The 14207-nt window shown below is 72.0% G+C and carries 14 protein-coding genes and 1 riboswitch; of the genes, 5 read left to right on the top strand and 9 right to left on the bottom strand.

Annotated elements, in window-relative coordinates:
- Position 1: 1 nt before the first annotated feature.
- Entirely contained in the window at positions 2-454 is a 453-nt protein-coding gene (locus ACE37J_RS07830) for a methylated-DNA--[protein]-cysteine S-methyltransferase (RefSeq protein WP_409709627.1), read from the bottom strand.
- A gap of 145 nt (positions 455-599) precedes the next feature.
- Complete coding sequence (locus tag ACE37J_RS07825) at positions 600-2441, bottom strand: ABC transporter ATP-binding protein (protein WP_409709624.1); 1842 nt, start codon at positions 2439-2441, stop codon at positions 600-602.
- A gap of 152 nt (positions 2442-2593) precedes the next feature.
- Here ACE37J_RS07825 and ACE37J_RS07820 point away from each other — a divergent pair, with 152 nt between their 5' ends.
- The 3 genes from ACE37J_RS07820 to ACE37J_RS07810 are packed head-to-tail and all read left to right on the top strand — an operon-like array spanning position 2594 to position 4753.
- Positions 2594-3808 (top strand): GTP-binding protein, encoded by a 1215-nt coding sequence (locus ACE37J_RS07820; RefSeq protein ID WP_409709621.1) that lies wholly within the window; start codon positions 2594-2596, stop codon positions 3806-3808.
- Complete coding sequence (locus ACE37J_RS07815; protein ID WP_409709618.1) at positions 3805-4413, top strand: DUF1826 domain-containing protein; 609 nt, start codon at positions 3805-3807, stop codon at positions 4411-4413. The genes ACE37J_RS07820 and ACE37J_RS07815 overlap by 4 nt, the downstream gene beginning before the upstream one ends.
- Before the next feature lie 7 nt (positions 4414-4420).
- The gene (locus tag ACE37J_RS07810; protein WP_409709615.1) at positions 4421-4753 is read left to right on the top strand and encodes a DUF6525 family protein; all 333 of its coding nucleotides are present in this window, start codon (positions 4421-4423) and stop codon (positions 4751-4753) included.
- Here ACE37J_RS07810 and ACE37J_RS07805 read toward each other — a convergent pair.
- The gene (locus ACE37J_RS07805) at positions 4662-5474 is read right to left on the bottom strand and encodes a sulfotransferase family protein (protein WP_409709612.1); all 813 of its coding nucleotides are present in this window, start codon (positions 5472-5474) and stop codon (positions 4662-4664) included. The two genes, ACE37J_RS07810 and ACE37J_RS07805, sit on opposite strands and share 92 nt — an antisense overlap.
- Positions 5475-5892: 418 nt before the next feature.
- On the opposite strand from ACE37J_RS07805, the gene ACE37J_RS07800 reads away from it, so the two are divergent.
- Both ACE37J_RS07800 and ACE37J_RS07795 read left to right on the top strand, forming a co-directional pair.
- On the top strand, positions 5893-7485 hold the full coding sequence (locus ACE37J_RS07800; RefSeq protein ID WP_409709609.1) for a DUF5928 domain-containing protein: 1593 nt from the start codon (positions 5893-5895) through the stop codon (positions 7483-7485).
- A complete protein-coding gene (locus ACE37J_RS07795) occupies positions 7469-7849 on the top strand; it encodes an HIT domain-containing protein (RefSeq protein WP_409709606.1) in 381 nt (126 codons plus the stop codon). Before ACE37J_RS07800 ends, ACE37J_RS07795 begins: the two co-directional genes overlap by 17 nt.
- On the opposite strand, the gene ACE37J_RS07790 is transcribed toward ACE37J_RS07795, so the two are convergent.
- The 6 genes from ACE37J_RS07790 to ACE37J_RS07765 are packed head-to-tail and all read right to left on the bottom strand — an operon-like array spanning position 7837 to position 13743.
- Positions 7837-8625: a cobalamin-binding protein gene (locus ACE37J_RS07790; protein WP_409709603.1), complete on the bottom strand. Its 789-nt coding sequence runs from the start codon at positions 8623-8625 to the stop codon at positions 7837-7839. The genes ACE37J_RS07795 and ACE37J_RS07790 overlap by 13 nt on opposite strands.
- Positions 8606-9250: an adenosylcobinamide amidohydrolase gene (locus ACE37J_RS07785; RefSeq protein WP_409709600.1), complete on the bottom strand. Its 645-nt coding sequence runs from the start codon at positions 9248-9250 to the stop codon at positions 8606-8608. The genes ACE37J_RS07790 and ACE37J_RS07785 overlap by 20 nt, the downstream gene beginning before the upstream one ends.
- The gene (locus ACE37J_RS07780) at positions 9247-9993 is read right to left on the bottom strand and encodes an ABC transporter ATP-binding protein (RefSeq protein WP_409709597.1); all 747 of its coding nucleotides are present in this window, start codon (positions 9991-9993) and stop codon (positions 9247-9249) included. The genes ACE37J_RS07785 and ACE37J_RS07780 overlap by 4 nt, the downstream gene beginning before the upstream one ends.
- Complete coding sequence (locus tag ACE37J_RS07775; RefSeq protein WP_409709594.1) at positions 9990-10976, bottom strand: FecCD family ABC transporter permease; 987 nt, start codon at positions 10974-10976, stop codon at positions 9990-9992. Before ACE37J_RS07775 ends, ACE37J_RS07780 begins: the two co-directional genes overlap by 4 nt.
- Entirely contained in the window at positions 10973-11803 is an 831-nt protein-coding gene (locus ACE37J_RS07770) for an ABC transporter substrate-binding protein (protein WP_409709591.1), read from the bottom strand. The genes ACE37J_RS07775 and ACE37J_RS07770 overlap by 4 nt, the downstream gene beginning before the upstream one ends.
- Positions 11800-13743, bottom strand: coding sequence for a TonB-dependent receptor plug domain-containing protein (locus ACE37J_RS07765; protein ID WP_409709588.1), 1944 nt, complete (start codon positions 13741-13743; stop codon positions 11800-11802). The genes ACE37J_RS07770 and ACE37J_RS07765 overlap by 4 nt, the downstream gene beginning before the upstream one ends.
- 123 nt (positions 13744-13866) lie before the next feature.
- A riboswitch (cobalamin riboswitch) is annotated at positions 13867-14072 on the bottom strand.
- Between the last annotated feature and the right edge of the window lie 135 nt (positions 14073-14207).

Genomic DNA, 14207 nt, shown 5'->3' with positions numbered 1-14207 from the left:
CTCAGATCAGCAGTGAATAGGCGCCTTCATGGCGGAGGAGCCTCACCTTCGTCTCCGCCCCTCCCGGCGCGGAAAAGCCGCCGAGCCCGCTCGCCCCCGTCACCCGGTGGCAGGGAATGACGACCGGGATCGGATTGGCCCCGCAGGCCTGCCCCACCGCCTGCGCCGGGGCGGAGACGAGCGCGGCGATCTCGCCATAGGTCCGCGTCTCCCCGAACGGAATCGCCCGCATCGCCGCCATGACGGCCTGCTGCAGCGGCCCGCCCGCGGGCGCGAGCGGCAGGTCGAATTCGCGGAGCCGCCCCTCCGCATAGGCGCGAAGCTGCGCCTCCGCCTCTTCGAGCAGCGGGGAAGAATCCGCCCCCTCCCCGCCGAAGCGGAGCGAGACGATTGCGCCCCCCGCCTCGGTCAGCGTGAGGCGCCCGAACGGGGTATCGACGGCGCGGCGGAGCATCGGGCGATGATGGCGGGTTTCCGCCGTGGCGCAAGGGCGCTCGCATTTGTCGCCCCCGCGCCAGGCGAACGGATTCAAGTCGGATTTTCAGATTTATATTTCAAAACAAATACATAACTCCCCTGCACGCCGTGTGCGCACACCCCTACGCCGCCTCCAGCCCGATGAACCCGCCCGATTGCCGCGCCCAGAACCGCGCATAAAGCCCGCCCGCGGCGACGAGGTCCGCATGGGTCCCCGCCTCGGCCACGCGGCCCGCGTCCAGCACCACGATCCGGTCCATCCGCGCGATGGTGGAGAGGCGGTGGGCGATGGCGATGACGGTCTTGCCCTCCATCAGGCCGATCAGGCTCTCCTCGATCGCCGCCTCGACCTCGGAATCGAGCGCAGAGGTCGCCTCGTCCAGCACGAGGATCGGCGCGTCCTTCAGCACGACGCGGGCGAGGGCGATGCGCTGCCGCTGCCCGCCGGAAAGCTTCACGCCCCGCTCGCCCACCATCGCGTCGAGCCCGCTGCGGCCCTCCTGGTCGCGAAGCTCGGGGATGAACTCCGCCGCGGCGACCTTCCGCGCCGCTTCCATGATCTCCGCATCCGTCGCGCCCGGCTTGCCATAGGCGATGTTGTCCCGCACCGAGCGGTGGAGGAGCGAGGTGTCCTGCGTCACCATGCCGATGGCGGCGCGGAGGCTTTCCTGCGTCACCTCCGCCACGTCCTGCCCGTCGATCTCGATCCGCCCCGCCTCCCGGTCATGGAAGCGGAGGAGGAGGTTGACGAGGGTGGACTTTCCCGCCCCCGACCGCCCGACGAGCCCGATCCGCTCCCCCGGCGCGATGGAAAGGTCCACCCCGGCGAGCGCGGAGCGCGCGCCGCCGCCATAGCCGTGCCGAACGGCATCGAACCGGATCGCCCCGCCCGAGACCTTCAGCGCCGGCGCGCCCGGCCTGTCGTTCAGCGTGATCGGCGCGGCGATGGTCTCCATCCCCTCCGCGATCACCCCGAGATTCTGGAAGAGGGAGGAGAGCGCCCACATGATCCAGCCCGTCATGGCGTTGAGCCGCATCACCAGCGCCGTCGCCGCCGCCACCGCGCCCACCCCCGCCTCGCCGGTGGACCAGAGGAAGATCGCCCAGCCGACGACGCCGACCATCAGGAGCCCGTTGATGATGACGAGCCCGAAATCCATCCCCGTCACCAGCCGCATCTCGTCCGCGAAGGTGCGCCGCCCGCGCTCGATCGCCTCCTTCGCATAGGCCTCCTCCCGCGCGCCGTGGGAGAAGAGCTTCACCGTCTGGATGTTCGAATAGGAATCGACGATCCGCCCGGTGATGGCCGAGCGCGCGTCGGAAAACGCCTGGCTCGCCTTCCCGATCCGCGGCGTGAGCCAGGCGAGCAGCGCGATATAGGCCGCGGCCCAGAGGATCAGCGGCAGCATCAGCCGCGCATCGACGTCCCCGAGCAGGATCATCGCGCCGATCAGGTAGATCGCGGCGTAGACCAGCGCGTCGAAGATCTGGAACGTCGCCTCCCCCATCGAGGGCGCCGTCTGCATGACGCGGGAGGCGACGCGCCCCGCGAAATCCGCCTGGAAGAAGCCGACCGACTGCCGCAGCATCCGCCGGTGCGCCCGCCAGCGCATCAGCGTCCCGATATTCGGCATCACCGCCTGGTTCAGCAGCGCGACGTCGATGAACTGGATCGCCGGGCGGACGAGAAGGATGAGGAGCGCGACGAAGGCCAGCTCCATCCCGTGCTCCGCGAAGAAGGCCGAGGGCTCGGAGCTGGCGAGCAGGTCCACCACCCGCCCCGCATACCAGATGAGCGCGATCTCCATCAGCGTCACCGCCGCGGTGAACGCCGCCGTGAAGCCGAGCACGGTCCGGAACGGCCTGAGGTGATGCAGGATGAACGGCCACAGCTTCGCCGGCGGCGGCGCCGAGGGGTCGTGCGGCCCGTAGGGGTCCACGAGGTTTTCGAACAGGCGGAACATCCGGCGCTCCCTCGCGGCTCGGCGGGGCAGCCGCTTGCCGGGCGAGATAAGGCGCGGGGCGGCGGGGAGCAAGTCGGGGGGAGCAAGTCGGGGGGAGCGGGTTGACGGATATGTAATATGATAACATAACTCACCCGAAACAGGAGCCGCCGATGAAAGCCCATGACCCCCGCCTGCCCGTCACCGTCCTTTCCGGCTTCCTCGGCGCCGGGAAGACGACGCTCCTCAACACGATCCTGAACAACCGCGAGGGGCGGCGCGTCGCCGTCATCGTCAACGACATGGCGGAGGTGAACATCGACGCCGATCTCGTCCGCGCCGGCGGGGCGGAGCTGTCCGCGCAGGAGGAAAAGCTGGTCGAGATGACCAATGGCTGCATCTGCTGCACCCTGCGGGAGGACCTGCTGAAGGAGGTGCGCCGCCTCGCCGCCGAGGGGCGGTTCGACGCGCTCCTGATCGAATCGACCGGCATTTCCGAGCCGCTCCCCGTCGCCGCCACCTTCGAGTTCCGCGACGAGGACGGCGATAGCCTCTCCGACGTCGCCCGGCTCGACGCGATGGTGACGGTGGTGGACGCGGCGAATCTTCTCAACGACTACGCCAGCCATGATTTCCTCTCGGACCGCGGCGAGACGGCCGGGGAGGGGGACGAGCGGCGCCTTGTCGATCTCCTCGTCGAGCAGATCGAGTTCGCCGACGTCGTGATCCTCAACAAGGTCAGCGACGCCGGGCCGCAGCGGGCAGACGCCGCGCGGAAGATCATCCGCGCGCTGAACCCGGACGCCCGCCTGATCGAGACGGATTTCGCCGCTGTCCCGCCCGGCGCCGTGCTCGACACCGGGCTCTTCGATTTCGAGAAGGCGCACGAGCATCCGCTCTGGGCGAAGGAGCTCTACGGCTTCGCCGACCATGTGCCGGAGACGGAGGAATACGGCGTCTCCTCCTTCGTCTATCGCGCCCGCGCCCCGTTCGACCCGGTGAAGGTCCATGCCGCGCTGAACGGGGAGCTTCCCGGCGTGATCCGCGCGAAAGGGCATTTCTGGCTCGCCACGCGGCCGGACTGGGTGGCCGAGTTCAGCCTCGCCGGCTCGCTCTCGACCGTCCGGCCCCTCGGAACCTGGTGGGCCGCCGTGCCCGAGGCGCGCTGGCCGCAGGACCGGAACGGAATCGCTTACATGCGCCGCCACTGGGCCGAGCCCTGGGGCGACCGGCGGCAGGAGCTTGTCTTCATCGGCGCCGGCATGGACGAGGCCGCCCTCCGCGCGCGGCTCGACGCCTGCCTCGTCCCCGCGGAGCGGTTCGCGCCCGAGGCGTGGTCCGGCATGGCCGACCCGTTCCCGGCCTGGCGGCGCGCGGAGGCGGCGTGAACGCGCCGGCGCCGCTCCGCGGCCTCGCCGCGCATGTCGCCGCGGGGGAGCGGCCCGAAATCCTCTCCCGCATCCGGGAGCCGGGCGTCGCCGCCGCGATCTGGCGGCGGGCGGAAGACCCGGCCTTTGCGGAATGGGTGGAGGCGATCCCGCCCGGACGCCTCCCCCGGCTGAGGACGGAGACGCCGCCGGAGGCCGCCGCCGCCGCGCTCGGCGCCGCCCTCGCCGCGGCGGAGACGCCCGAAGGCGAGCATGCGGCGCGCATGGTCGCCGAGTGCGCCGCCCTCGCGCGCCGCTTCGCCGAAATCATGGGCGCGAAGCGCCTCCGCCTCCGGCTCGACGTGGTGGAGGATGACGGCTGCCGCCGCTTCCATCTGGACAACGTGCCCGCCCGCCTCCTGATGACGCTGCGCGGGCGCGGGACGGAATACGGCGCGCTCCCCGAAGCGGGCGACCCCGACCCGGTCTTCCGCCTGCCCGCCTTCGCCGCCGCGATCTTCCGCGGCGCGCGCTGGCCGGGGCCGGAGGCGACCGGCCTCGTCCATCGCTCCCCCCCGATCCGGGCGGGGGAGACGCGGCTCCTCCTCGTCGTAGACATCGCCTGAGCCGGCCATGCGCGCAGGCAATCTCGGCGCCGCCGGCCTGAAGCGCCGCCTGAGGGCGCGGGACCCGATGTGGGCCTATGACCGGCTGCCGGCGCCGCTCCGCCGCTGGCTGAGCGAGGCGGCGCTGCCCTGGAGCCCGGCCTCCGCCGCCCGCGCCTTCGCCCGCGCGCTGAGGGAGGAGGGCGGGGAGGCGGCCGCGCTCGCGCGGCTTGACCGGATCGAGCGGGCGACGCTCGCCCGCGCCGCCCTCACCCCGCCTTCTTCTGCAGACGCGCCGTCACCTCCGCCGGGTCGATCGCCTTCCGCGGCGCGCCCGAACCCGGCGCAAGGTCGTATTTGAAGAGCTGGAAGTCCTTCCGGTAGACGTCGTGCATGATGAAGGTGGAGAGGTCGTCGAAATAGGCCTCCACCGGATGGGCCCGCTTCGGCCCGTGCCCCTCGCTCTCGTTGAAGCGCGGCATCGCGTCGATATCGAGCGGATGGGCGAGCGGGGCCTGCTCCAGCACCGCCTTCATCCCCTCGTTGAACCGCTCGGTGGAGAAGATCATGTCCACCGCGCAGCCTTGCCGGATCGACCAGCCGAGATGGCTCGCCATCGGAATCCAGTGGATATCCGCCTGCATCGGCTTCCGGAACCGCACAGTGTCCCGCACGAAGAGGAGGAAGCGGCGGAAGGAGGCGACCTGGTCGAAATCCCCCTCGACCTCGACGCCATAGCGCTTCTCCAGGAGCGGCGTGAGATTGCCGCGATAGCGCCGCCCGTTCCGCTGCAGCCCGCAGATCTTGTCGAAGAAGGCCGAGAGGATGCGGGTATAGGGGTTCCGCACGCAGGTGAAGGCGAAGGCGGTCCGCCCCTCCACCACCTCGCGGATGCGTTCCTGGCTCGCCTCCTGGTCCCATTTCAGGAGCCCGGTCTGGGCGTCATGGATGTCGCCGTCGAAATAGGCGCCGCTGTCGCCGTAGTGCAGGATCTGGCCGATGGTCGAGCAGGCGCATTTCGGCATGACGCGATAGGCGAGCCGCCCGCTCGTCGAAACCCACATGCCCGGAAACTGTGCCATCGCCGGCCTTTCCTCCCGCTGGAGGCGAGCAATAGACTGCGGCGGGGGGCCGCGCAATCACACGAGGAGAGGCGAACTTCGGGCTTCGGAGCCGCCTGGCCGCCCCAGTGTTGCGCGCCGTCGCCAGGAGCGCCCGGCGGATCAGACCCGCGGCTGATCCGCCCGCGGCCGCCGCCCCCTGGCGGCCGCGTTTCCGCGCCCGCCGCGGCGACCGCGGGCGGCTCTTCGACCGACGCGGCGGCTTGGCGCCCATCGCCCTGCGGCTTTCGCCTACGGGCGAGGCCTCTGCGGGCTTCCCCCGCACGCCCGCTGACCGAGGCCCGGCGCATCAATCGCGAGTGCGCGGCAGTTCTGATCGTTCAGGCTATCGGCGGCGCCTGCCGCTTCCGCCGCGCCCGCCGCCCGCTATAAGGGCGGAATGGACGTGAAGATCGCCTTCCTCCTCCTCTGCCACCGCGACGCCGAAGGCGTGGTCGCGCAGGCCCGCGCGCTCCTCGCGGCGGGGGATGCGGTGGCGATCCATTTCGACCGGAACGGGGAGGAGGCCGAGTTCGCGAAGCTCCGCGAGGCGTTCGCCGCAGAGCCGAACGTCGCCTTCGCGAAGCGCGTCGCCTGCGGCTGGGGCGAGTTCTCCCTTTGCCAGGCGACGCTGAACCTGATCGAGGCGGCGCGGTCCGGCTTTTCCGGCGTCACGCATTACTACCTCCTGAGCGGCGACTGCCTGCCGACGAAGCCCGCCGCCCATCTCCGCGCCGCGCTCGCCGGCCATGACCGGGACTTCATCGAGATCAACGACTTCCTCGAAGGCGACTGGATCAAGACCGGCCTGAAGGAGGAGCGGCTGATCTACCGCCACTGGTTCAACGAGCGGAAGCAGAAGCGGCTCTTCTACGGCTCGATGGCGGTGCAGAAGCGCCTCGGCCTCGCGCGGCGGCCGCCGGAGGGCCTTCGCGCCAAGATCGGCTCGCAATGGTGGCTGCTCCGGGCCCGCACGGTGGAGCGGATGCTCGCCTTCCTCGAAGAGCGGCCCGAGGTGAAGCGCTTCTTCCGCACCACCTGGATCCCGGACGAGACGATGTTCCAGACCATCGCCTTCCACTCCGCGCCGGTGGAGGAAATCGCCTCGCATCCGCCCACCACCCTGATCTTCTCCGATTACGGCATGCCCGTCGTCTTCCACCGGGACCATGAGGCGCGGCTTCTCGCGGAGCCGCGCTTCTTCGCGCGGAAGATCACGAGCTTCGACCCGGCCTTCCGCCGCTCCCTCCTCGATCTCTACGCCGCGGGCGACGGCGCCGCGCCGGGGCCGGAGCGGATCGGCGCGCAATACGCCTATCTCGCCGGGCGCGGGCGCATCGGGCGGCGGCAGGGGGAACGGTTCTGGAGCCGCGGCGCGACGCTGGACGACGGCAAGGAGGTGCTGCTGATCGCCGCGAAGAAATGGCATGTCGGCCGACATGCGGCGGAGGCGGCGGGGCGGGCCGGCGGCTTCCCCGCCCTCGGCTATGTCTTCGACGAGGAGGGGCGCCTGCCCTTCGATCTCGGCGGCCTGGAGGCGGGGAAGGACAAGCGCGGCCGCCACCGCCGCGCCTTTCTCGGCCTGATGTTCGACGCGCTCGGCGTCTCCCGCCTCGCGCTCTGCATCGACCCGTCACGGGACGATGTGGCGCGGGATTTCGCGGCGACCGATTGCCGGATGCGCATCCTCTGCATCGAGACGCCCTTCACCCCCGCCGAATACGAGGACCATGCGCGCCGCGTCGGCCTTCTCGGGGCGGGGGAAGGGGGCGCGGCGCTCGTCTCCGCGCTCGAGGCGGAATTCGCGGAGGAGGCGACGCGCCTCCGGGCCGCCGCGCCCGGCGCCGCCATTCGCGCCGCCCCCGGCATGGGGCGCGAGGAGATCGCCATCGCCGTCGCCCGCTTCCTTCGCGCCGGGCCGGAGGCTACGGAGGCGATGACGCGAGAGATCGAACCCTTCCTGACCGGAGAGAGCCATGCCCTACGCCTATGACGACCAGAACGTGTTCGCGAAGATCCTCCGCGGCGAGATCCCCAACCGCACCGTGCTGGAGACGGAACACAGCCTCGCCTTCGAGGACATCGCGCCCCAGGCGCCCGTCCATGTCCTCGTCATCCCGAAGGGCAAATATGTGAACTACGACCATTTCGCCGCCGAGGCCTCGGACGCGGAGATCGTGGACTACACCCGCGCCATCGACGCCGTGGCGAGGAAGGTTGGCGTGACGCCGGGCGCCGGCGACGGCGGCTATCGGCTCATCTCGAACGCCGGAGAGGCCGGGGTGCAGGAGGTGCCGCATCTCCATGTCCACATCCTCGGCGGGCGGATGCTCGGGCGGATGCTTCAGCGCGCCTGAGCGGGAAAGAGCGCCGCCCGGATCGCATCCAGCCCGTCTGTCAGCGCCGCCGGGCCCGGCTGGAGGATCAGCGGCGACTTGATCTCGACGATCCGCCCCGACTTCACCGCCGGGATCGCCGCCCAGCCCGGCCGTGCGGCGATCTTCTCCGGCCTGACCTTCTTCCCGCACCAGGAGGCGAGGATCACCTCCGGCGCCGCCTCGATCACCGCCTCGGGGCTCACGATCCGGTCCTTCGCCGCCGCCTCGCGCGAAAGGGCGGCGAAGCAATCCTCCCCGCCCGCCGCCGCGATCAGTTCGGAGACCCAGCCGACGCCGGAGATCAGCGGCTCGTCCCATTCCTCGAACCAGACAAGCGGCCGCTTCGCCGGCGCCTCCGCCCGCGCCGCCGCGAGCCGCGCCTCCAGCGACCGCGCCAGCGCCTCCGCCTTCGCCGGCTCCCCGATCAGCGCGCCGAGCGTGCGGATCATGGCGAAGACCCCCGCCACGTCCCGCTGGTTGAAGGCGTGGACGGCGAGCCCCGCGCGCATCAGCGCCGCCGTCACGTCCGCCTGGATGTCGGAAAAGGTCAGCACCAGATCGGGCTCCAGCGCCACGATCTTCGGAATGTCCGCCGAGACGAAGGCGGAGACGCGCGGCTTCTCCCGCCGCACCCGCGGCGGGCGCACGGCGTAGCCCGAAACGCCGACGATCCGCCGCTCCTCGCCGAGGAGATAGAGCGTCTCCACCGTCTCCTCCGTCAGGCAGACGATCCGTTCAGGGGGAAATCTGCGCATGTCCGAACGCCTCCATCCACTCCGCCGCCCCCGCCGCGACCGCCGCAAAGACGGCGCGGCCGAGCGCGCGGCCGGTCTCGGTATGCAGCCCGCAATGGTCCTCCTCGCCGAAGGGCGCGGCGACGGCGATGCAGTCCGTTCCCGTCCCCGTCGCCGGCCCCCCGGCGATGAGACGCCCCGATTCCATCACCGCCCGCGTCCGCGCCGCCGCCGCCAGCGACAACGCCTCGACGAGCCCCGCCTCCGAGAGCCCCGCCTCCAGCACGACGGCGATGTTGATCGTCCCCCAACCGCGCGGCGGCGCCGGCGCGGCCCCCGCCCCGATCCGCTCCGCATTGCCGAGCCCGACGGTGGCGAGCGCGAAGGCCCCGTCCTCCCGCGCCTCCCGCGCCGCGTCGAGCCGGCGGGAGGTGAGCATGGCGACCGCATCCGCCATCCCCTCCGCCGCCAGCGCGCCGGCGAGCCAGCCCTTCGCGTCGAAGTGCTCCGTCAGGTCCGCATCCCGCACCTCCCGCCAGACGATCCGGCGCGCGCGCACGAAGCCGGGACGGTGCGGCGCGAAGGAGAGGACGCGCATCTCACCGGGCAGCGTCAGGACCATCCAGGGCCGCGCCAGCGCGATCACCTGAGCGCCTCCAGCGGCTGCAGCACCGGGCCCGAAGGCGTCTCCGCGAAATAGGCGGTCACGCCGAAAACCTCCGCCAGCAGCGCGGGCGTGAGCACCGCCCCCGGAGCCCCGTCCGCCGCGATCCGGCCCGCCGAAAGGACGACGACCCGCGTGCAGAACCGCGCCGCGAGCCCGAGATCGTGGAGCGCGACGAGCGCCCCCCGCCCCTCCGCCGCGAGCCCTGCGAAAACCCGCATCGCCGCGATCTGGTGCGCCGGGTCGAGCCCCGCCGCCGGCTCGTCCGCCAAGAGGAGCGGAGCCTCCGCCGCCAGCGCCCTCGCCAGCAGCGCCCGCGCCTGCTCCCCGCCCGAAAGCCGCGTCGCCGGGCGATGGCGGAGGGCGAGAAGGTCCATCCGCGCCAGCGCCCGCTCAACCGCCTCCGGCCCGGCGGCATCCGGCTCGCCATGCGGCAGCCGCCCGAGCGCCACGAGCGCCTCCACCGAAAGCCCCCAGGCGATCTCCCGCGCCTGCGGCAGATAGGCGGCGGCCAGCGCCCGCTCCGCCGGGCGCAGGGCGGCGAGGGAGGAGCGCCCGGAGAAGCCCTCAAGCCCGAGCGCGGCGCGGATCAGCGTCGATTTGCCCGCCCCGTTCGGCCCGAGGAGCCCGACGCATTCCCCGCCCGCGACCTCCAGCGACACGCCCGAAAGCGCCGCCGCCCCGCCGCGCCTCACCGTCACGTCCGTGAGAGACAGCAACGTCACGCCCCTGCCCCCCTCTGCCGCCAGACGAGATGGAGGAAGAAGGGCGCGCCGACCAGCGCCATCATCACCCCGAGCTTCAGGTCCCGCTCCGGCGCCACGACCCGCACCGCGACATCCGCGGCGAGCGTCAGCGCCGCCCCCGCCATCGCCGCCGCCGGCAGGAGCGCGCCGGGCCGCGAGCCGACCAGCGGGCGCACGAGATGCGGCGCGACGAGCCCGACGAAGCCGACCGCCCCCGCCACCGCCGTCGCCGCGCCCACAAGCGAGGCGACGCCGAGCACGAGCATCATCCTGAGCCGCGCCAGCCGCACGCCAAGCGAGGCCGCCGCATCCTCCCCCAGCGTCAGCGCGTCGAGCCCGCGCCGGAGCGGCAGCAGGAGCGCGACGCCGAGCGCCATGAAGGGCGCCGCCACCGCGACATGGGCGAAGGACCGGTCGGCGAGCGAGCCCATCATCCAGAACACGATCTCCGACGCCGCAAAGGGATTGGGCGAGAGATTGAGCACCAGCGAGACGAGCGCCGCCGCCAGCGCGCTGATCGCCACTCCGGCGAGAATGAGCGTCAGCGCCCCGCCCCGCGCCCCCGCCAGAACGAGAATGAGCAGCACGGCGCAAAGCGCCCCCGCCAAAGCCGCCGCCGGCAGCGCCAGCGGAAAGGCGAGCGCAAAACCCGTCTGGAGCGAGATCACCGCGCCGAGCGCCGCGCCGCCCGAAACGCCGACGAGCCCCGGCTCCGCCAGCGGGTTCCTGAGATACCCCTGCAAGGCCGCGCCCGAGAGCCCGAGGCTCGCCCCCACCATCGCGCCGAGGAGCGCGCGGGGCAGCCTGATCTCCCGCATCACCAGGGTCAGCGGCCCCTCGCCCCCGAAGAGGAAGGCGCGGAGCGAGGCCAGAGGCCCCGCCTCCGCCGGGCCCACCAGAAGCGAGGCGAGAAAGAGCGCGACAAGCGCCGCGCCGAGCCCGAAGGCCGCGAGCCGGCTCACCGCCGCGCGACCTCTTCGCCGCGGAGGCTCCGCCGCGCCTCGATCATGGCGGAGACGGCGCGGAGCGCGGCGGGCGCGCCGCAGACCCAGTCCCTGTCCTCCACCGCGCCGCGGCGGAAATGCCTGAGCGCGGGATGCGACGTGATCGCCTCGCCCTCCGAGGCGCCGGGATAGCGCGCGCCGGAGAGGACGAGATCGGGCGAGGCCATCGCCAGCGATTCGAGCGGAATGCGCCCGCCCGCCGCAAGCCCCAGCTCCGCCGCCACATTGGCGAGCCCCGCGGTGGCGAGAATGTCCCCCGCCAGCGTCTCCGGCCCGAGGCTCCAGCCGTTCGCACGCCAGAGCGCGGCGCGCGGGTCCGCCCCCGCCCGCCGCCCTTTCAGCCCGGCGAGCCGCGCCTCGAACGCCTCCGCCTCCCGCTCCGCCTCCGCCTCCCGCCCGAGCGCGGCGCCCACGGCGCGGATCGCCCCCGGCACGTCCGCCAGCCGCGTCACCAGCGGAAACCGCTCCACGCGGACGCCCATCCGCCGGAGCATGGAGACCGTCGTCTCCGGCGTGAAGGCGCCGGCGAGCACAAGGTCGGGCCGCAGGAGCCAGACCTCCTCCGCCCGCCCGTAATTCGCCGGGAAGGCCTGCGCCTCCTCCAGCATCGCCGAACTCAGCGGATCGTGCGCGATGTGGGAGACGGAGACGAGCTGCCCAGGCGCCGCGAGCAGCATGGCGAGCTGGTCCGTGCAGAGATTGACGGAGACGACCCGCTCAGGCTCCGCCGCCGCCGGGGCGGCGAGCGCCAGAAGCGCGAGGAGGGCCGCCCGCGCCCGCCTCAAAACCGCGCCCTCAGCCCGATGAAGGCCACGCGGCCCTCCGCATCGAACCCGTCCACCTCCTGATAGTCTTCGTCGAAGAGGTTGGAGACGCGGCCATAGACCTCCACCTGCTCCGTCACCGCATAGGAGAGGGAGAGGTTCACCACCGTCCGGTCCTCGAAGGCGATCTGGCTCCCGGCGACGAAGGGCGCCGTGAAGTCGAGATCGTTCAGCCCGGCCACATGATTGACGCCGACCGCCACCAGCGCCCGGTCCTCCGCAAAGCGGTAGCTCGCCTCGAGCCCGAGATCATGCCGCGGGCGGCGCACCTCCCGGTCCCCGTTCGGCTCCTCCGCGTCGAGGAAGGTGTAGGTGAGGCCGAGCGTCAGCCCCTCCGCCGGCTCCACCCGCCCGGCGACCTCCACGCCCCGCCGCTTGCTCGTCCCCGCCTGGTTGACGGAGGTGGAGAGGAAGGTCACCGGGTCGAACTGGCTGACGATCTCGTCCTTCAGCCGATCCTGGAAATACGTCACGTCCACCGCCGCGCGGCCGCCCCAGAAGGTCTGCTCCACGCCGACATCCCAGCCGAAGCTCGTCTCCGGCTTGAGGTTCGGGTTGCCGACGAAGGAGCCGGGGAAAAAGCCGAACTGGTCAATCAGCGTCGGGTTCTGCGCGCCCGTGCCAATGGAGCCATGCAGCCGCGTCGTCCGGTTCGGCAGCAGCCAGGAGGCCGAGGCGCTCCAGGTGGTCCGGTCCCTGAAATCGTCGTTGAGGTCGTGCCGGAGGCCGAGCTGCAGGTCCACCGCATCGAGGAAGCGCCCGCGATATTCGGCGGCCCCGCTCCACTGCTCCCGCGTCTGGAGGATGAGCTGCGAGGGGTCGAAGACGAGCGCGGGGTCGGTGTTTCGGAACGCCTCGCGCTCGTAATCCACCGCCGCGGTGATCGTGTGGTCCGCCGCGTCCACATTCGCCGCGTCGAGCGCAAAGGTCGTCTGGAACCGCGCCTGCCGGCGCGAGCCCTTCGTCTCGTTCGTCCGCGCGCCGGCGTCGAACTGCTCGTCCCTGACCTCGGTATAGCCGAGCGTCAGCCGATGGCGCGCCCGCCCGCCGAAGGTCTCCCCCTCGCCGAAGACGGAGCCGTAGATCTCCTTCCGCTCGCCTTCGAGCTCGGCGTCCGTCACCAGCCCTGCGCGGTCCGGGGCGGCGAAGTTGAACTCGTCGAATTCCGAGGTCCGGTCGATATAGCGGAGCGTCCCGCCGAGGCGGAAAGTCTCCGCCACGTCGAGATCGCCCGTCAGGCTCAGCGTCAGGTTCTCGTCCCCGTCATCCTCGCCGCCCGGCGTGCCGGAAACGTCGAAGCCGCCCGTCTCCCGCCGCGCAACGGAGAGCGAAAGCCCCGCCCGCTCGCCCCGCCAGCGCCCCGCGACGTCGCCGCCGAAGGAGCCGTCCGTCCCGGCCTCCGCCGAGCCCGACGTCGTGAAGCCGGGCTCCTTCGCCCGCTTCGTGACGATGGAGATCACCCCGCCGATCGCGTTCGCGCCGAAGAGCGCGGATTGCGGCCCGCGCAGCACCTCGATCCGCTCGATATCCGCGGCGAGGAGGCCGCTGAAATCGAAGGTCAGGTTGTCGGGCGAGGCGGCCTTCACCCCGTCGATGAAGACCTGGGTATGCGTGTTCTCCGCCCCGCGGATGCGGACCGTCGTCACTCCGCCCGGCGCCCCGGTGCGGCTGACGGCGACGCCCGGCAGCGCGCGGAGCGCGTCCACCGCATAGACGATCCCCTTCGCCTCGATCTCCTCCGCCGTGACGACGGAAAGCGACCGGCCGAGCGCCGCGGCCGGCAGGGGCGTGAGCCCCCCGGTGACGACGATGTCATCGAGCCGGAGCGAGAGCGCCTCCTGCTCCTCGGCATGAGCCTGCGATGCGGCGAAAGCCGCGACGACCATGGCGATGCGTTTCATTCATGACCCTCCGATCCGCGGCTTCGCCGCGAGACTTGCGATGTCTTCGGAGGGCTTCGCCCGCCGCAGACGGTGAACGTCACCGCTACGGACAAGCCGCAGTCCCTGGCGCGCCCCGCGCCCGGACAAGGTGATCGTTCCGGCAGGTCTCCTGACTCGCGGGTCATCGCTTGGCCGGGTCTTCCCGGGGCAGGACGCCCCAGTGACATATGCCGACCGCGCTCTCCGCTTACAGTTGCGGGGGCAGTTCCGGCCTTGGGGCGAGCCCCTCACCGGATTCCCTTTTAACCGGCGGCGCGAACCACCGGACCAGAACGAAAAGAGCGTAGGCCAGTCGGCCGTCGGCGACAAGGCTGAACCCGACAGGCGCGCGCGCGAACGCGACGGGGGGAGGGCCGCGGCGCCCGCCGGTCACTGCCTGTCGCTCCGAATTCACGCCGAATGCACGGGCGAGCGACGGGTCA

Source organism: Pikeienuella sp. (assembly GCF_046290545.1).
Classification (GTDB): Bacteria; Pseudomonadota; Alphaproteobacteria; order Rhodobacterales; family Rhodobacteraceae; genus Pikeienuella.
Note: the sequence above shows the minus strand (reverse complement) of the source record. Positions and strands in the feature narration are given on the sequence as shown.